The organism is Pseudomonas lactucae (assembly GCF_016937615.1).
In the GTDB taxonomy this organism is placed as follows: domain Bacteria; phylum Pseudomonadota; class Gammaproteobacteria; order Pseudomonadales; family Pseudomonadaceae; genus Aquipseudomonas; species Aquipseudomonas lactucae.
Window position 1 is genome coordinate 52,785 of sequence record NZ_JAFHKI010000088.1, and the last position, 17,567, is coordinate 70,351.

General features: G+C 60.2%; 13 protein-coding genes and 1 pseudogene. 5 read left to right on the forward strand and 9 right to left on the reverse strand.

Translation table 11 applies throughout. The features are described from left to right. Positions 1-121 precede the first annotated feature (121 nt). The 4 genes and pseudogenes from JWR98_RS16865 (at position 122) to JWR98_RS16880 (ending at position 4,887) form a co-directional block, all read left to right on the forward strand. Entirely contained in the window at positions 122-1,633 is a 1,512-nt protein-coding gene (locus JWR98_RS16865) for an efflux transporter outer membrane subunit (RefSeq protein WP_205490590.1), read from the forward strand. Positions 1,634-1,643: 10 nt separating this feature from the next. Further along, positions 1,644-3,821, forward strand: a complete 2,178-nt coding sequence (locus tag JWR98_RS16870) for an FUSC family protein (protein ID WP_205490593.1) — start codon at positions 1,644-1,646, stop codon at positions 3,819-3,821. Further along, positions 3,811-4,011 carry a DUF1656 domain-containing protein gene (locus tag JWR98_RS16875; RefSeq protein WP_003171907.1) on the forward strand — a complete coding sequence of 67 codons (201 nt, stop codon included), beginning with the start codon at positions 3,811-3,813 and terminating at the stop codon, positions 4,009-4,011. The genes JWR98_RS16870 and JWR98_RS16875 overlap by 11 nt, the downstream gene beginning before the upstream one ends. Positions 4,012-4,021: 10 nt before the next feature. Continuing rightward, positions 4,022-4,887 (forward strand): annotated as a pseudogene (locus JWR98_RS16880) (efflux RND transporter periplasmic adaptor subunit). A gap of 5 nt (positions 4,888-4,892) precedes the next feature. Here JWR98_RS16880 and JWR98_RS16885 read toward each other — a convergent pair. From JWR98_RS16885 to JWR98_RS16905, 5 genes are all read right to left on the reverse strand, one after another. After that, entirely contained in the window at positions 4,893-5,294 is a 402-nt protein-coding gene (locus JWR98_RS16885) for a DUF4440 domain-containing protein (RefSeq protein ID WP_078731636.1), read from the reverse strand. Positions 5,295-5,308: 14 nt separating this feature from the next. After that, positions 5,309-5,938 (reverse strand): retron system putative HNH endonuclease, encoded by a 630-nt coding sequence (locus tag JWR98_RS16890; RefSeq protein ID WP_078731637.1) that lies wholly within the window; start codon positions 5,936-5,938, stop codon positions 5,309-5,311. Then, positions 5,931-7,265, reverse strand: coding sequence for an AAA family ATPase (locus JWR98_RS16895; RefSeq protein WP_205490596.1), 1,335 nt, complete (start codon positions 7,263-7,265; stop codon positions 5,931-5,933). Before JWR98_RS16895 ends, JWR98_RS16890 begins: the two co-directional genes overlap by 8 nt. A 70-nt stretch (positions 7,266-7,335) precedes the next feature. Beyond that, positions 7,336-8,148, reverse strand: coding sequence for an SDR family oxidoreductase (locus JWR98_RS16900; protein ID WP_078731639.1), 813 nt, complete (start codon positions 8,146-8,148; stop codon positions 7,336-7,338). A 14-nt stretch (positions 8,149-8,162) separates the two neighbouring features. Beyond that, on the reverse strand, positions 8,163-8,627 hold the full coding sequence (locus JWR98_RS16905) for a multidrug transporter (protein WP_078731640.1): 465 nt from the start codon (positions 8,625-8,627) through the stop codon (positions 8,163-8,165). 457 nt (positions 8,628-9,084) lie between these two features. On the opposite strand from JWR98_RS16905, the gene JWR98_RS16910 reads away from it, so the two are divergent. Further along, positions 9,085-12,363, forward strand: a complete 3,279-nt coding sequence (locus JWR98_RS16910) for a dermonecrotic toxin domain-containing protein (protein WP_205490599.1) — start codon at positions 9,085-9,087, stop codon at positions 12,361-12,363. 132 nt (positions 12,364-12,495) lie between these two features. Here the strand turns inward: JWR98_RS16910 and JWR98_RS16915 are convergent, their stop codons facing one another. The 4 genes from JWR98_RS16915 to JWR98_RS16930 all read right to left on the reverse strand — a co-directional run bounded on the left by JWR98_RS16915 (position 12,496) and on the right by JWR98_RS16930 (position 17,448). Further along, positions 12,496-13,947 (reverse strand): mannose-1-phosphate guanylyltransferase/mannose-6-phosphate isomerase, encoded by a 1,452-nt coding sequence (locus JWR98_RS16915; protein ID WP_078731642.1) that lies wholly within the window; start codon positions 13,945-13,947, stop codon positions 12,496-12,498. 99 nt (positions 13,948-14,046) lie between these two features. After that, positions 14,047-14,703 (reverse strand): alginate O-acetyltransferase AlgF, encoded by a 657-nt coding sequence (locus JWR98_RS16920; protein ID WP_078731643.1) that lies wholly within the window; start codon positions 14,701-14,703, stop codon positions 14,047-14,049. 16 nt (positions 14,704-14,719) lie between these two features. After that, positions 14,720-15,904, reverse strand: coding sequence for an alginate O-acetyltransferase (locus JWR98_RS16925; protein ID WP_078731644.1), 1,185 nt, complete (start codon positions 15,902-15,904; stop codon positions 14,720-14,722). Between the two features lie 11 nt (positions 15,905-15,915). Continuing rightward, positions 15,916-17,448, reverse strand: coding sequence for an MBOAT family O-acyltransferase (locus JWR98_RS16930; protein ID WP_205490603.1), 1,533 nt, complete (start codon positions 17,446-17,448; stop codon positions 15,916-15,918). Positions 17,449-17,567: the final 119 nt, after the last annotated feature.

Below are 17,567 nucleotides of genomic sequence, written 5' to 3' on the forward strand. Positions count from 1 at the left end.
CCAATGGATTATCGCCTGAACGGTAATAAAGAATCACAGGAATACCTGCTTATCGTGCCCCATGCCGCCGCCTAGAATTGCGCCACCTACCGTGCATCACCACCTCAGGAATTCGCTTGCCGTGCCGCGTCGCATCAGCAGAGAGCTGAAGACTCTCAGTGTTTGGGCTTTAACGTTAGCTATCAGCGGCTGCATCGGAACCGGAGGAATCGCCCCCCAGGGCCAGGCCCTCAACGCCAATACCCTGGCCACCGACGAAGCCATCCAGAGCGCCGCCCAGGATGCCCATTGGCCCACCGCCCAGTGGTGGCAAGCCTACGGCGACCCGCAACTCGACCGCTGGGTCGAGCTGGCCACCCGCGACAGCCCGAGCATGGCCATGGCCGCCGCGCGGGTGCGTGAAGCGCGGGCCATGGCCGGGGTTACCGAGTCGGCCGAGTCGTTGCAGATCAACAGCGACACCACCCTCAAGCGCCACAACTGGCCCAAGGATCAGTTCTACGGCCCCGGCGAATTGAGCGGTGCCAACACCTGGGACAACAATTCGTCGTTGGGCCTGAGCTACGCGCTCGACCTGTGGGGCCGCGAACGCAACGCCACCGAGCGTGCCGTGGACCTGGCGCACATGAGCGTCGCCGACGCGCGCCAGGCCCAGCTCGAACTGCAGAACAACGTCGTGCGCGCCTATATCCAGCTGTCGTTACACTACGCCAACCGCGATATCGTCGCCGCGACGCTCGCCCAGCAACAGCAGATCCTCGATCTGGCCAACAAACGCCTGAACGCCGGCATCGGCACGCATTTGGACGTGAGCCAGGCCGAAACCCCGTTGCCGGAGACCCATCGCCAACTGGACGCCCTCGACGAAGCCATCGCCCTGAGCCGCAACCAGTTGGCCGCATTGGCGGGCAAAGGGCCGGGGCAGGGCGCGCAGCTGCAACGCCCGAGCCTGTCTCTGGCCGCGCCATTGAAACTGCCGGCGACCTTGCCCGCGCAATTGCTCGGCCAGCGCCCGGACGTGGTCGCCAGCCGCTGGCAAGTCGCGGCCCAGGCGCGCGGAATCGACGTGGCTCATGCAGGGTTCTACCCCAACGTCGATCTGGTCGGCAGCCTCGGCTATATGGCCACCGGCGGCGGCATGCTGGCGTTTCTGGCGGGCAAAAAATTCAACTACAGCGTCGGCCCGGCGATTACCTTGCCGATCTTCGACGGCGGCCGTCTGCGGGCTGAGCTGGGTGAAGCCAGCGCGGGCTATGACCTCGCCGTGGCGCGCTACAACCAGACCCTGGTCAATGCGCTCAAGGGCATCAGCGACCAGTTGATCCGCCGCGAATCGATGGACAAGCAATCGTTGTTCGCCGCGCAGTCGGTGGCCTCGGCGCAGAAAACCTATGACATCGCGACGGTCGCCTACCAGCGCGGCCTCACCGATTACCTGAATGTGCTCAACGCCCAGACCCTGCTGTTTCGCCAACAACAGATCGAACAGCAGGTACAGGCGGCGCTCCTGAGTGTGCATGCCGAACTGGTGACGGCCTTGGGCGGCGGCCTCGATGCCGGCAGGGACGTACCCCAAGATGCCCGGACCCTTCCGAGCAAAACCCCGGCGGCGCTGGCCGTGTTCGATCACTGAGTAGGTTGCGATGACGCCCTTGCCTGCACCGCTGCGCTGGCTGTATGCCCTTGAGTGGCGCCGTGGTTTTTTCGACTGGGCACGCAGCGACGGCGTGACCTGGTTGTATATCTTCAAGGTGCTGATCGCGGCGTTTCTCACCCTGTGGTTGGCCATGCGCCTGGAACTGCCGCAACCGCGCACGGCAATGATCACCGTGTTTATCGTGATGCAGCCGCAAAGCGGCCAGGTGTTCGCCAAGAGTTTTTATCGCTTCCTCGGTACCCTGGCGGGCTCGGCGGTGATGGTGTTGCTGATCGCCTTGTTTGCGCAGAACACCGAATTGTTCCTTGGCGCGCTGGCGATCTGGGTGGGCATTTGCACGGCCGGCGCCACGCGTAACCGCAACTTTCGCGCCTATGGTTTTGTGCTGGCCGGGTATACGGCGGCGATGGTCGGTTTGCCGGCGCTGGCCCATCCGGACGGCGCGTTCATGGCGGCGGTGTGGCGCGTGCTGGAAATCTCCCTGGGGATCCTCTGCGCAACGCTGGTCAGCGCGGCGATCCTGCCGCAAACCGCCAGCGCCGCCATGCGCAACGCCTTGTACCAGCGCTTTGGCGTGTTCGCGTTGTTCGTCACCGACGGCCTGCGCGGTCGCAGCCAGCGCGAAGGGTTCGAGGCCAGCAACGTGCGCTTTATCGCCGAAGCCGTGGGCCTGGAAGGGCTGCGCAGCATCACCGTGTTCGAAGACCCGCACATGCGGCGGCGCAACGGGCGGCTCAGTCGCCTCAACAGCGAATTCATGAGCATCACCACACGCTTCAATGCCCTGCACCAGTTGCTGGAACGGCTGCGCAGCGACGCGGCTGATCATGTGGTTGCCGCGATCAAACCGGGCCTGCAAGACCTGGCCGAAGTGCTCGACGGTTTTTCCGGCCGCGCGCTCACCAGCCCCGACGCCGCGCGGTTGGTCAGCCAACTCAGCGCCTATAAGGACGGCCTGCCCGCTACGGTGCGCAGCCTGCGCACGGCCTTCCAGCAGGGCAACCCCAGCGACGCCGAGCAACTGGATTTTCATACCGCCTACGAGTTGCTGTACCGCTTTGTCGATGACCTGCACAACTACGCGCAAACCCACGCCTCCCTGGCCGATCACTCCCACGCGCGGGAAGATTGGGACGAGCCCTACACACCAAAAACCAACTGGCTGGCCTGTGCCGCTTCGGGCATTCGTGCGTCGTTTATCCTGATCGTGCTCGGCAGTTACTGGGTGGCCACGGCCTGGCCCAGCGGCGCCACCATGACGTTGATCGCCGCCGCCACCGTCGGTCTGTCCGCCGCCACGCCCAACCCCAAGCGCATGGCGTTCCAGATGGCCTGCGGCACCTTGATCGGTGCGCTGGTGGGCTTTGTCGAGATGTTCTTCGTGTTTCCGTTGATCGACGGTTTCCCATTGCTGTGCGTGATGCTCGCGCCGGTGATCATCCTCGGTGCTTTCCTCGCGTCGCGCCCGCAATACGCCGGTGTCGGCGTGGGCCTGTTGATCTTCTTCAGCACCGGTTCAGTGCCGGACAACCTGACGGTCTACAACCCCTACGCCTTTATCAACGACTACATCGCCATGGTCCTCGGCATGCTGGTGTGCGCAGCCGCCGGCGCGATCATCCTGCCGCCCAACAGCCGCTGGTTGTGGCGCCGCCTGGAGCAGGACCTGCGCGAGCAAGTGGTGTACGCGATCAGCGGCAAGCTCAAGGGCCTGACGTCGAGCTTCGAGAGCCGTACCCGTGATCTGCTGCACCAGGCCTACGGCCTCGCCGTCGGCCAGCCGCAGGTGCAGCGCGACCTGTTGCGCTGGATGTTCGTGGTGCTGGAAGTCGGCCACGCGATCATCGAGTTGCGCAAGGAACAGGCGATCTTGCCGGTGCATCCGGCCTATGCCCAATCCCAGCCGTGGCGCCAGGCGATCCGGGTGATGGGCCGTTCATTGGTGCGGCTGTTCCTGCAACCCAGCGCCAGCAATCTGGAGCGTGGGCTGATCGCCGTCGACCATGCGATCAGCCGCGTGCAAGCCACCGACGAACCCTTCGCCCCGCACTTCGACACCTCGGCCCTGCGCCGGGTGAAGAGCTACCTGCACTTTATCCGCACCTCGTTGCTCGATCCGCAATCGCCGTTGGCGGCCCTCAAAGGAGCCCCGCATGCCCCGTGAAATCGCGTTCCACGGCCTGTACATGCCGACCATGACCCTGATGTTCCTGATCGCCGCAGTGCTGGCCTGGGCGCTGGACCGTTTCCTGGCCGGGTTCGACCTGTACCGTTTTTTCTGGCACCCGGCGTTGCTGCGCCTGAGTTTGTTCGTTTGCCTGTTCGGCGCCCTGGCGCTGAGCGTCTACCGTTGAGAATGCCCCGATGAAAAAGTTTTTCAGCCTGCTCGCCACCTTGCTTGTACTGGCCCTGGCGATCTGGATTGGCCGCACGTTGTGGGTGCACTACATGGAGACGCCCTGGACTCGCGACGGCCGCGTGCGCGCCGATATCATCAACGTGGCGGCGACGTCACCGGCGTGGTGGTTGACGTGCCGGTGCGCGATAACCAGTTGGTAAAAAAGGGCGACCTGCTGATGCAGATCGACCCCGAGCACTACCGCATCGCTGTCAAACAGGCGCAGTCGTTGGTCGCTTCACGCAAGGCCACCTGGGAAATGCGCAAACTCAACGCCCACCGCCGCGCCGACCTCGATGCCCTGGTGATCTCCAGGGAAAACCGCGACGACGCGAGCAACATCGCCGACTCGGCCCAGGCGGATTACCAGCACGCACTGGCCGAGTTGGAAGCCGCCGAACTCAACCTGAAACGCACGCAAGTGCTGGCGGCGGTAGACGGTTATGTCACCAACCTCAACGTGCATCGCGGTGACTACGCGCGCATCGGCGAAGCCAAGATGGCCGTGGTGGATATGAACTCGTTCTGGGTCTATGGCTTCTTTGAAGAGACCAAGTTGCCCCATGTGAAGGTCGGCGATAAAGCCGATATGCAATTGATGAGCGGTGAGACACTCAAGGGACATGTGGAAAGCATTTCCCGTGGCATCTACGACCGCGATAACCCGCAGAGCCGCGAGTTGATTGCGGATGTGAACCCGACCTTCAACTGGGTGAGATTGGCCCAGCGGGTGCCGGTGCGGATTCATATTGATGAGGTGCCGGACGGGGTGTTGTTGGCGGCGGGGATTACTTGCACGGTGATCGTTGACCAGGCCCCCTCCCACATTTGACCGTGTTATGCCTTGATAAAGGTTTCATGCAAATGGCGCCAGAGCAGCGCGCCACTGGCCTGTTTTTCGAACACCACGGTGGCACGTCGATCGGTCTGCGTACCGCTGTCATCAATCTGGCGCTCACGATAAGTCACCGTCGCCCCGCGCGCATGCCGGTCAATCCCGGCCATTTCACTCAAGGTGATCTTCAACCCCGGCCGCATGCCGCCCAGGCGCGTGAACAGCGCTTTGACCCCGGCCGCATTCACCCGCGTGCCGGTGGCGGGGGCGACCATGCTGAATTCAGGCGAAAAGCGCGCCAGCAAATTTTGCAGGGTGCCCTCAGGCGCGACGCCGGCAAACCATTGCTCGATCTCGACGTGGGTCTGGATCACTTCTTCGAAAAAGTCGTTGTAGTCGATCATGAGGGTACTCGTTATCAGGCGCTTAATTGGCGAATCACATTCACCAGCACGGGGGCGAAGGGTTTCAGGCGGTTGTTGGCGTCGGGCTGTTCCAGTTCTTCCTTGAGTGCCATTAATAAGTCGATGTCAGCTACTTCAAGGTCATCGTCTTCCATTCCGCTGTTGTAAAGCAGCGCGTCCAGAATCGACTTTCTAGCGCCGAACAGAGCGCGATTGTTTTCTCGAGAGTCTCCAAGGTTCAGCACTTGGATGGAGGTCGCGGCTCTAGCGCTCAGCCCCTCGACGCGGCCGGAGAGATAAAATTTCAGCTCGGTTTCGCATTCATCCATCAAGGATGTGAGTGGCAAACAGTGATGGGCGTGTGCTTTGCCGCATTGTTTGCTGCGGTTGCAACTGGCAACGATGTTGGAGAAGTCCAGCGAACGGTGGGGCGCGGTTTGCCTGGCTTCAACGTGTTCGTTGTGGGCGCTGTTTAAGGTGATTTCATGGCAGCAATACGCACACAGGCCATGCTGCTCTTCGATGCAGGCATGGCGAATGCGAGTTCTTTCTTCGGCGCTTAAATCTGAGTAGCCACCCTTGGGATTTGCGCGCTTCCATTGCGTCAGAGCCCCCGGTTCGTCTCCTTTGGTGATCTTACGCACTGCGCAACTCCAGCTTGCGGATCAGGAGAGCGGCTTTTGCGAGTTCGATATGGCCGGGTTGAAGCTCAGCGGACAGTTCTTTAAAGAGAGACTTGGCCAGTGTCAGTTTTTTGTCTTGCAGCAGATCCAGCAAGCGATCGAGGCGCGCCTGAACTTCGCTGTTTCGCACATCGGTATCCATCACGCTGAGCAGCACCTGATTGGCGTCCAGACCGTAGAGACCGTTGCGCTCTTCCAGCTCGCCATCATCAAGGACGTAGCACAAGACGTCCTTGGTATCGCTGATCACCAGTGGGGAGTGGGTGGTCAGGATGAATTGGCAGTTGGGGAAGGTGTCGGTGAGTTGCTGGATCAGGCGGCGTTGCCATTTGGGGTGGAGGTGGAGGTCTACTTCGTCGATGAGGACGACGCCTTTGCCATGCAATGCGTTTTCCAGCAACGGATTCATGATGGCGAGGCGGCGGGCAATATCGCCTACCAATGCCATCAGGGATTTCTCACCCTGAGAAAGTTGCAGGACATTCAACGAGCTTCCGGCTTTATCTATAACCATCTCCAGGTAGGGGTCACGTACAACGCGAAGATTGGTGAAACCGGGCATGAACGTCGCAATAGCAGTGCGTACAGCGGTTAGCTGGCTATCTTGAGATAACGCATTTACGGCTTGGATTTCTTTCCATAGCTCGTTGTTTTTACCTAGCGTTTTGGACAGTTTTTCCATAGTGGAGCCTGAAATGGCGCCTTCGTTCTCTACGTCTTCACGGTCACGAAACCATTCAAAGAAACGTCCGAAGTCCACACCTTGATTCAGTGATTTATCATATCCATCCAACTGAAAAACAGGCCGCCGTTTCTTGACCACCAGCGGTACTTTTAGAACTGAACGTTCCACCGGGTAATAAGCGATGAGAGGAAGCGATAATTGGCGGTTAGAGAACGTTAGCGCATCTTTAATTTGGTCCGCCAGAATACGAGCACCTTCCAGGTCGCCGCGTTTAATGGTTTTGAAACCTCTGCGCATTCTGGTCAAGGTCCAGTTGGAGTTTTTTCCGTCGAGAGACGCAACTTCAATCGTTATGGTCGCTGCGCTGGCGCTATTGTGAATCAGCTCTTCGTCGATCAGGTCGCCGCGACCTGATTCTGTTCGAAGGCTTTCTACAAACCAGCTGAGCGCCGTCGCCAACGACTTCAAAATCGTCGTCTTCCCCGCCCCATTATTCCCCACAAACACCGTCACCTTGGACGCATGCTTTTCGGTAGGCGCAAAGGCGACTTCCAAGTCGGTAAAACGACCAACATTATTCAGTCGAATTTTTCTGATTTCCATCGCATTCCCCTTGTGGGGCCAGTCAGTTTCCAGAGGCAGGCGGTGATTATGGCACTCATCCTAGGGTCGCTTACAACACGCCATCCAAACCAAAGCGTTTCTTCAGCACGGCTTCCAGCAACCCCTTGGGCAACCACGCGGCCATCCACGGCAACGCCCGGCTGCCATTGCCCGACCGTAATAGCCGTGGCGGCTGTGCCTGTTGCACAGCCTTGAGCACATCCGCCGCAAACTCGGTGGCCGGTGTCGGCTTGTCCTGTGACGCCTGGCTGCGAGCACGAATACCGTCACGCAACGGCCACCACGGCGATTGCTCGTTGATCAGCAACTCCGCCTGGGCGCCGGCGTTTTTCGCAAAACTTGTATCGATGGCGCCGGGCTGCACTTCCATTACCCTAATCCCGAACGGCGCCAGCTCCATGCGCAATGCATCACTCAAGGCATGCACGGCGGCTTTGGAGGCGCAGTAGGCGCCGGCAAATGGCGTGACCAGCACCCCGGAAACGCTGCCGATATTCACCACCAACCCTTTGCGTTTACGCAGCGCCGGGAACAATGCCTGGGTCACGCCGACGATGGAAAACACATTGGTCTCGAATTGGCGCTGCATCGCCTCGGTGCCACCGTCGAGCAACGGGCCCATGGCGCCGTAGCCAGCGTTATTGATCAGTACATCCAGCTCGCCCAACTGTTCGGCCAGATGGCGCAAGGCGGCGCTGTCGTTGACGTCCAGTTGCACGGCATGGAAGCCGGCGGCGGTGAGGGCAGCGACGTCATCGATGCGGCGGGCGCCGGCCCAGACGTCGAAGCCTGCAGCCTTGAAGGCATCGGCCAAAGCGCGGCCGATGCCGCTGGAGCAACCGGTGATGAGTACGTTGGGCATGGCTCAATCCTTTGTCAGTCCGAGAAACTGCCTTGCAGGTGCTCGGCGCGAAATTCCAGGGTTTGCGGGCGATAGCCGGGGCGCAGCGGTGGAGTGGGCAGGCAATCGTCCCAGGTGGCGCCGGCCTGCAACTCGCCGGGGCCGCGATAACGCGGGGCGGCGTAGACGTTGTCGGCCAGGTTGACCGAATCCCCCGGTGCATAGGCGGCGACGCGCCAGCGCAATTCGGTGAGGGGCACGTCGTTGCCGTTGTTCAGGGTCAGTTTCAGCGGCCGGTCGGCGGGGCATTCCTGTGGCGCGTAGCTGATGCGCAGTTCCAGGCGCGCCAGTTGCGAGGCTTCACGATTGTCCAGCCACACCACCCAGACGGCCACGCAACCCAGGCCCGCCAAGGCCGCGAGGGAAACCGGCAGGGCTTTGGCCGGGTAGCGCAGCAGCAGGATCAGCCAGGTGATGATCAGGAGAACGCCGAAGAACATGGAGACCGCCTCGAATAGGGAACGAGCATCCTAACTGAAGCGTAGGTGGGTTTGGCTACCTTGAGAGGGGGGGTTGATTGGGCTGACGCCATCGGGAGCAGCAGGATCTGCCTGCAAACCATCAATTGAAGCTTCAACCAAGGCCAAACCGGTTTGCGCCAATTGCAGGCTGACCCCGTTCAGGTAGATGTTTCACCAAACAGGCAGTGCCTCATCGGCATGACGTCTGCCTGCGTAGTGGAAACATTGTGTGTTGTGTTTGTAGGAACCTGCGCCTCCAACAAAACCACCAGAGATAAAGCGATGGAGCGCAACGCATGATCCTGCGGATTAAGGATTGCCCTCTTATTTAAAGGTCCAATTGAACGTGTTAACTCTCCCGTTAAGCCTCATTCACCCTTTCTCCCAGACTCTTCTCGATTCGGCGCCGTCTTCTCACGGCCAGAAAGGCGCGCATGTGCAACAGACAAGCGCTAATGGCACCACTTCCAGCGGTTCCCAAGCCTCCTTCCGTCGATCTGCCAGCGATGTATTTTTCAACGATCACCGTCGAATCGACGTCATGATCCAGCAGCTTCGCGACAGACAGCCCAGTTTCGAAAAGTTCTTGCAGCAGTATGCGTTGACACCGGGCACTACGCCCGATCTGGAGCAAATCGCCAACGAGTTCAACAAGGTGGTCCAGCAATACTGGACGACCAAACAACCTACAGAGTATGAACCGGCTCCTCGGCACACCCCACTGCAACAATTGCAGAGCGAACACCGGAAGATGCTTTCCACCCAGGCAAACCTTCGCGTGGCCGACGGTACGTTGAGTGCCGAGAGTAAAGCGCTCATCGATAAGGCACTGCGCTATCCAACTCTGGCTGACCGTGAAGCGGCGTTCCCGGCCGGTGCCCGGCCGGGGGTTTACCCCCTCACGATCGATGACGGCACGCCCAATGGTGCGTCGCTGGCCGGGGCCTTCATGATCACCGCTAGGGACGGCTCCTCGGCCCAAGCGCCTCATTGGCCGGACGGCAGCAGACGTATCGCGGCCAATGACCTCAATGGTCCGGTGGTGCTCTACACGCCGGGAGAGGGTTTCGAAGAGTTCCAGACCCCGGCGCAAGCCCGCGCAGCCCTGGCGCAACGTTTGGACGATGACGAGCCGCGCGCGCAACAGTTGGAGCAGAGTTTGCCGTGGGAGGCCCGGCAACGGCGCCAGACGCTGCAGGGGGACGACCTGGCTTTCAGTTTCTCGCCAGGCACCGGCGATGTGCAGGCCGAAGCGATGACGCAGTTGCTGGCGAGTCAGGCCGCCGAGGTGAAGGCGAGGCTGGCACGCTTGTTCGGCGCCGACAAGCCGCTGACGAGTATCGAGCAGCTCAACGCACCTGAGGTGGCCGAAGCCCTGAACCAGGCGAGCGATTGGTCGGAGCCGTTCACGGGTTATCACGCAATGCTGGCGCGCCTGGAAAAGCTCAATGAACAACAGCAGCCCCATTGGCTGAAGAACCTTAGTGCAGACAGTCTGAGTGCGTTTGAAAGCCTGGACCAGGCCGAGCAGCAAAGCCTCGACACGCTTGTACCGCTGTTGGAGGAGATCCCCTCGCTGCACGAATACGCCCAACAAAAGTTGAGCGCGGTACTCAAGGAAAGATACCCCACGCTGGATATCGATCCCTCCTTGACCAAGGTGCTGGTGTCCACCTCCAGTATTGTTCATACGGGCAGGCCAACCCCTCAGCAGCAGCGCACTATCAAGACCGATCCCGATGTTTCATTGGTTGAATTGGCCCTGAGGAACCCGACGGAATGGCCTGAGGCCAAAAGCTCCATGTACAGCGAAGTCAGGATGACAGCCCGGTTGTTCGACAGCGCGGGCAAGCCCGTGATGGGGGCAGATGGCAAGCCTTTTTATCTCCATACCGATGAGCTTAAAGCACTGTGCCGTCTGGACGTGGGCGGCAACTATCTCAGACTGCTCGATGAGCGCATGGATCCGGAAGCGGTGACGGGGGGCGCGGGAGAACTGCGTTCGGCATGGAAGGCCAACCTGGCCGATAGCATGAATACCCAGGCCTACCTCGCACAGTTCGACCCCGATGCGTTCCTGCCGGGTTCCAATGGCATCAGCTGGCTGATGGCGGTACTTGATCATCCGGACCCTGCCACCCGCCCCCAGGTAGATGGCAGGACTGTTACAACCCATACGGTGAGTTCTCTTGGCCAGCGGCTGCAGGGGGTCATGGCCATCGGCAATAATTATAATAAATCGCTGGTGCTGTTTACGCCCGATGCGCCCGATGGCAGAGCCTTTCGCGAAGTCATCGACCAAGCGGCGCTGGAAGAACTGTTGGCCAAGCCCGAGTGGGAAACGTATGTCAAGTCTCGCAAAGACCCGGTTGACCCCAATGGCCTGACTAAGGCAGTTGAGGATCTTAAAGGCCAGTCTCAGCGGCGCTTGGAGCGACTGATGAGTCACGAGGAGCGATCGAGCCACGCCTATCTCAAACCTATGCAAGGCAACTTCCAGGATGTCATGTACACACAGCTGGGGCGGTTGACGAGGGCCCTGGCCGACGCTCGTTCGGTTAGCAATTTGGAGGTGGATTTAAAGTCGTACAAGAACAAATTCGCGTTCGGCCTTGAGGTGGCCGTGACGTTTATGGACTTGCTTCCTGTGCTTGGCAAGGGCGCATCGGCCTTGCGCAGGCTTGCAAGTCTTGCCCGTTTACCGGTCCGTGGCGCTTTCAGTACGCTTAAAAATTCAAGGCTGCTGAGCACAATCTATTCGCGTATCGGCAAGGGGGCGAGCGCTGTCAAACGCAGTGGCAAGCCGCTTCTGCGACCCGTGGTGCAACCGCCGGCGCCGAGCAGCTCCGCGGGTATCCGCGGCAGTCTTGTACCCCCTGCGCCAGGCGCCACGTCTGCGCCATTGCCCGACCTCAGCGCCCATGCACTGCCCGACAGCTTGCTCAGCGGGCGAGCCATGCGTGGCGATGGCACGTATCAAGTCGCAGACCAGTTCTATATTCGTTATACCGATGGCACGGGCACGCCCAGGATCTTTGAAATCAGCCCTGTTTATAAAGCCGGAGAGCATGTTCGCGTCATTGATCCGCATAGCCGCAAAACCGTGGCGTTCCTCAGCCCGGCAAACAACGGCGAGTGGCGTTTGAATAGAATGTTCGGAGGGGCGCCTGGCGACGAACTTTTGATGCGAGGGCGCAAGCGTGTCATCGAACAAAACGCTGACGCTGCAGGCTCATCGAGCTCCGGCGTGCGCCCGCCATTGGATAACAAAAGGCTCAGGCTGCCCGGGAAGTTCCCCGGCGAAAAAGCAACGCTGGAACCGCCCGTCAAAGGAAAAAACGTGTTCTATCACTACACCGGAAAAGACAGCCATGCCAGCATTCTCGCTGATCGGAGTCTGGCGCCTTCCAGCAGGACGTTGGATGGAAAGCAACTGCCGCGAACACAGGGGCGACACTACTTTACAGACTTGGCGCCCACCGATCAGAGCGTCCAAGAGACGTCCAAAACCATTTTCGGCCGGCGTAAGCATGGCAATACGCTGGATAAGATGACCCACTACTATGAGGTGAACACCTCTGGCCTAACCGTACACCCCACACAAAATCCACATATTTTTTACGTTGAGACAGAATTTCATATCCCCTTGAAATACCCAGACGAAAATTCAGTCCCGATGAACCGGATCATTTCTCACGGGAAGACGCTCTTTTAATAAAAGCCATCAAGACAGTTGCTCCCAATGGCGCCCCCACAGCCAGCGCAAATCCCAAACAAAAAGCCCCCACCCAACCCACTGCGGATAGGGGACGCAATGGGCTGGGCGAGGGCTTCTTGTACGACTGTTTTACTGCGCGATAGTTTTCACCGACACGCCACGCTCAATCGGCGTCGAGCGGCCGTAGATATCTTCGAACCGCTCGATATCGTCTTCGCCCAGGTAGCTGCCCGATTGCACTTCGATGATCTCCAGCGGGATCTTGCCCGGGTTGCGCAGGCGGTGCACCGAAGCGATCGGGATGTAGGTGGACTGGTTTTCGCAGAGCAGGAACACGTTATCGTCACAGGTGACTTCGGCGGTGCCGCTGACCACGATCCAGTGTTCGGCGCGGTGGTGGTGCATTTGCAGGGACAGGCACGCGCCCGGCTTGACCGAGATGTGCTTGACCTGGAAGCGACCGCCCATGTCCACCGAGTCGTAGGAGCCCCACGGACGATAGACCTCGCAGTGGTTCTGGGTTTCGCTGCGGCCCTGTTCGTTGAGGGTGTTGACCATCTGCTTGACGCCTTGAACCTTGTCCTTGTGAGCAATCATCATCGCGTCCTTGGTTTCCACCACGACGATGTTGTCCAGGCCGATCACCGACACCAGCTTGCCGTTGCCGTGCACCATGCAGTTGCGGCTGTCCTGGATCACCACGTCGCCTTTGCTCACGTTGCCGTTGGCGTCTTTATCGTTGACCGCCCACAGCGAGGCCCAGCAACCCACGTCGCTCCAGCCGGCGCTCAGCGGTACCACGCAGGCGCGCTGGGTTTTTTCCATTACGGCGTAGTCGATGGAATTGTCCGGGCAGCAGGCGAAGGTGGCATCGTCGAAGGTCACGGTGTCGGCGGTCTGCTCGCTGCGTTCCAGGGTCAGTACGCAGGTGTCGTAGATATCCGGGTCATGCTTTTTCAGTTCTTCGAGGAAGCGGCTGGCACGGAACAGGAACATGCCGCTGTTCCAGAAGTAACCGCCGCTTTTGACGAACTCGACGGCGCGTTTTTCATCGGGTTTTTCCACGAACTGCTGCACACGGCTCACGCCTTCGGGCAGCAGCGAATCGTTGGTGGACTTGATGTAGCCATAGCCGGTTTCCGGACGGGTCGCCGGTACACCGAACAGCACCATCTCGCCACGCTCGGCGGCTACGGTGGCCAGGGCCAGGGCGCGTTGCAGGGCTTTCTGGTCATCGATCACGTGGTCGGCGGGCAGCACCAGCATCAACTCGTCGCGGCCTTCGTTGACCAGCATCATCGCAGTCAGGGCCACGGCCGGCGCGGTGTTGCGGCCGAAGGGCTCCATCAGGATGCGTTGGCATTCGAGCTTACGCGCGCTCAACTGCTCGTTGACGATGAAACGGTGATCCTTGTTGCAGACCACAATCGGGCTGTCCATGCCTTCGAATACCAGGCGTTCCAGGGTTTGCTGGAACAACGTGTGCTCACCGGTCAGGGCCAGGAACTGCTTGGGGAACTGTTTGCGCGAAAGCGGCCAAAGACGTGAGCCGCTACCACCGGAAAGGATTACTGGGATCATGGGGGTTTCTCCTAAAGATAGTTGGGAGCTGCAAGCCACAAGCTGCAAGTAACAGCTCTTCACTTGCAGCTTGAAGCTTGTCGCTCATTACTCACGCAATCAGCGGGTCGACACTGGGCGCTTGACCCAGACAGGCGACAGGCTCGAACCGGAGCCGGTGACGTACAGCACCGCCGCTTCACCACGTTCCAACGCAACCGGCTTCACATCGCCGACTTTCTTGTCACCGTCATACAACGCCAGGCTCACTTTCACCGGGTTGATTTCACGCTCGCCACGGCCCTTGGCCGCCACCGACTTGACCACATCGGTCTTGCCGTCTGCGGTTTTCAGGGTCAGGGCCTTGTCGCTGAGGTTCTGCACGCGCACCAGGGATTTCTGCTTGTTCTTGAACGGCGGTTCTTCGATCAGCTGGGGCTGGCCGCTGCCGCTGTTGACCAGGGTGTAGTAGTGGTCGGCGGCGAGCTTGACCGGCACGGTCTGGCTGCCGACCTTGGCGCTGTAGTCACCGCCCGGCATGAAGCTGAAGTCGCTGCTGGCCAGTGGCGCAACGTCGCTGAGGTTGGTGCTGCCGACGGTGGCGCTGACTTCCTGGTTGCTGGCGTTGTAGATACGCACGAAGCTTGAACCTTTCGGTGCCACGGGGCCGTACAAGGCGGCGTCACCGGCGGCGAAGGCAGACATCGATACAAAGCTCAAGCCGGCAGCGATGGCCAGGGTCTTGGCGAGACGACGAGGAGTAGTAGTGAAAGTCATGTGAGTTACCTCTCTTTCAGTTTTGCGCCCGGTCGGGCGTCTCGGGTTTCTGGTTTTTAACTGGGGTATTGATTGCCATGTTTTGTTGGCGCGAACCGGCTTGTTTAAGCTGCGCAACCCACGCGGGGTCGGCATCGCCGATTTCGTTGTTGATGGGCAGATAGCGTTCAGGGAACTCCCAGATCAGCACCTGTGGCGGGCTGTTCTTGAAGTCGTCACTTTTGAGGTAGCTGAGCATCGGCAGGATCGGACCGTGGCCGTCTTCGGCGTAGCTGACCACGTCGCTGCCCAGGGCTTGCTTGAGGGCGCCGACAAAGTTCCAGTTGGGGTTGGCGCTGTAGCTGGTACCGACCAGGGCCACCGGGGTTTCGCTGTCGCTGAACAGCGCGTCGTCGCCTTTCTCTTCGGCCAGGTGCGTGACGCGTTTTTCCAATGGCTCTTTAGGTGGCATCAGGTTTTCGAACAGTGGATCCAGCGGCAGGAACAGACGCAGGTCGCCTTTATGCGGCTCGATTTTTTCCGCTTCGGTGACAAAGCGCTGTGGCTCGCCGCTCAGTGGCGTCTTGTCGGCAATCGCCTTGGCCAATTGCTTGGCGGCGATTTCCGCACCGTCCGGTGTCCAGTGAGTGTCGGTGCGCAGGAACACTTGCTTGCCGGCGAGCTTGGCTTGTTGCAGCGGGCCGAGCAGGTCCGGGGCAGGGATCTTGTCTGCCGCCACGCGGGCGTGGAAGTCCTGGTACAGGTTGGCGTGGATGCTTGCCGGTTTCACCTCACCCAGGTGTTCCGGGTACAGGCGTACCTTGGCCGGCACGATCGCCATCACCAGTTGGATACCCTGGGCCTTGAGCTTCTGGCGTACGCCTTCGACCAGCGCGTAGTTGCCTTGCAGGTTCTGGTCTTCGTTGACGGCGGGGTTGAATTCCTCGTCGCTGTACAACCAGTGATCGCGGCCCAGCACCACGCCAGGGCGACCTTCGTTGAACAGCTTGTAGTCCAGCGCTGCCCACAGATTGGTGCCCAGGCGCTTGATCGGAAACTCGTCGTCGTAGTGCGTCTCGACGGCCTTGGTCCAGCGACCGTTGAGCACGGTCGCATCGGCGTTGGTGCTGAAGCCGAAGAAACTGCGCAGCGACCAGGCGCCCAGGACCAGCAGCAGCGCCATGAACAGGCTGATATAGAGGACGCGTAATGAACGGGTCATGGTCGGCTCCCTCAGAATTGGAAGTAAAGGAACGGCGAGAAACTCTGCGCCGACAGTTTGAGAATCGACGCCACGAACAGCAGCAGCACCGCAGTGCGCATGGCGTAACGTGGCCAGTCAGCGGTCCAGTAGGCCGGTTGCACGGCGGCGTCACGGCCTACGCTGAAACCAGGCTCGTGGATGCTGCCGGGGTTGTCGCCCGGCACCGCCTTGATCAGGCTCGGATCGGCCGGCTGGGTCTTCTCGGCAGGGCGGTTGGTGTAGAAGTCGCGCAGGCCAAAGAACGCCAAGGTTGCATACGCCACCACCAGGGTTGCCACTTGCAGGCCGGTGAGGTTGGCGCGGTTGAGTTCCGACAGCGACCACTCGCCAAAGCTGAACATCGCGCCGTACATACGCCCGGCGACGTGCAGGTTTTCTGCGCGGAAGATTACCCAGCCCATCACCACCAGCAGGAAGGTGAAGGCCCAGCGCACCACGTTGAAGCTGCGCGGTGCGGTGTTCAGGCCGATGGCTTTTTCAATCGCCAGCCACATGCCGTGCCAGGCGCCCCACACGATGTAGGTGATGTTCGCACCGTGCCACAGGCCACCGAGCAGCATGGTCAGGAACAGGTTGCGGTAGGTGGTCAGCGTGCCCTTACGGTTGCCGCCCAGGGTGATGTACAGGTAGTCACGCAGCCAGGTTGACAGGCTGATGTGCCAGCGGCGCCAGAACTCGGTGATCGACTGGCTGATGTACGGCTGCTTGAAGTTTTCCATGAAGCGGAAACCCATCATCAAGCCCAGCCCGATGGCCATGTCGCTGTAGCCGGAGAAGTCGAAGTACAGCTGCGCGGTGTAGGCCAGCGCGCCGAGCCAGGCGTCGCCGGTGGTCGGGTTTTGCAGGGCAAAGCAATGGTCGGCCACCACCGCCAGGGTGTCGGCGATAAAGACTTTCTTGATGAAACCCTGCATGAACCGCGTGCAGCCCTCGGAGAATTTATCCAGGGTGTGGGTGCGGTTGTTGAACTGGTCGGCCAGGTCGCGAAAACGCAATACGGGACCGGCGATCAAGTGCGGGAAAATCGCCACGAACGCCGCAAAGTCGATCAGGTTGCGGGTGGCCGGGGTATCGCCGCGGTACACGTCGATGATGTAGCTGATGGACTCGAAAATGTAGAACGAGATCCCGATCGGCAACAGCACGTGGGTGAGAATGAACGGCTCCAGGCCCGCCGACTTCATCATCACGTTGATGCTGTCGACGCCGAAGTTGGCGTACTTGAAGTAGCCGAGGATGCACAGGTCGACCGCCACGCCGAGCAGCAGCCAGCGTTGTGCCGGCTTGGTGCGCACGCCGGCCGCGCCGACCTTGAGGCCGATCCAGTAGTTCCACAGCGTGACAGCGGCGAACAGCGCCAGGAAGTCCACTCGCCACCAGGCGTAGAACACGTAGCTGGCAATCAGCAGCAGCAGATTGCGATAGCGTTGCCCGCTCAAGTAGTACAAGCCGAGAAAGATCGGCAAGAACAGAAACAGGAACACATTGGACGAGAAAACCATCCCGATCTCTCCATGTTTAACCAACAGTCAAGGGCCGAAGCCCCCCCAAACCCCCCCCACGATTTCGGAGGAGGGCGGTACAACATTCTCACTGTCGCGCACGGTTCAAATGTGGGAGG

What these genes read in the sequence shown, in the direction of transcription:
- JWR98_RS16895 (WP_205490596.1), bottom strand. Translation starts at nt 7,265, where the DNA reads ATGGAAATCAGAAAAATTCGACTGAATAATGTTGGTCGTTTTACCGAC.
- JWR98_RS16915 (WP_078731642.1), bottom strand. Translation starts at nt 13,947, where the DNA reads ATGATCCCAGTAATCCTTTCCGGTGGTAGCGGCTCACGTCTTTGGCCG.
- JWR98_RS16920 (WP_078731643.1), bottom strand. Translation starts at nt 14,703, where the DNA reads ATGACTTTCACTACTACTCCTCGTCGTCTCGCCAAGACCCTGGCCATC.
- JWR98_RS16930 (WP_205490603.1), bottom strand. Translation starts at nt 17,448, where the DNA reads ATGGTTTTCTCGTCCAATGTGTTCCTGTTTCTGTTCTTGCCGATCTTT.
- JWR98_RS16925 (WP_078731644.1), bottom strand. Translation starts at nt 15,904, where the DNA reads ATGACCCGTTCATTACGCGTCCTCTATATCAGCCTGTTCATGGCGCTG.
- JWR98_RS16875 (WP_003171907.1), top strand. Translation starts at nt 3,811, where the DNA reads ATGCCCCGTGAAATCGCGTTCCACGGCCTGTACATGCCGACCATGACC.
- JWR98_RS16905 (WP_078731640.1), bottom strand. Translation starts at nt 8,627, where the DNA reads ATGTTCTTCGGCGTTCTCCTGATCATCACCTGGCTGATCCTGCTGCTG.
- JWR98_RS16885 (WP_078731636.1), bottom strand. Translation starts at nt 5,294, where the DNA reads ATGATCGACTACAACGACTTTTTCGAAGAAGTGATCCAGACCCACGTC.
- JWR98_RS16900 (WP_078731639.1), bottom strand. Translation starts at nt 8,148, where the DNA reads ATGCCCAACGTACTCATCACCGGTTGCTCCAGCGGCATCGGCCGCGCT.
- JWR98_RS16870 (WP_205490593.1), top strand. Translation starts at nt 1,644, where the DNA reads ATGACGCCCTTGCCTGCACCGCTGCGCTGGCTGTATGCCCTTGAGTGG.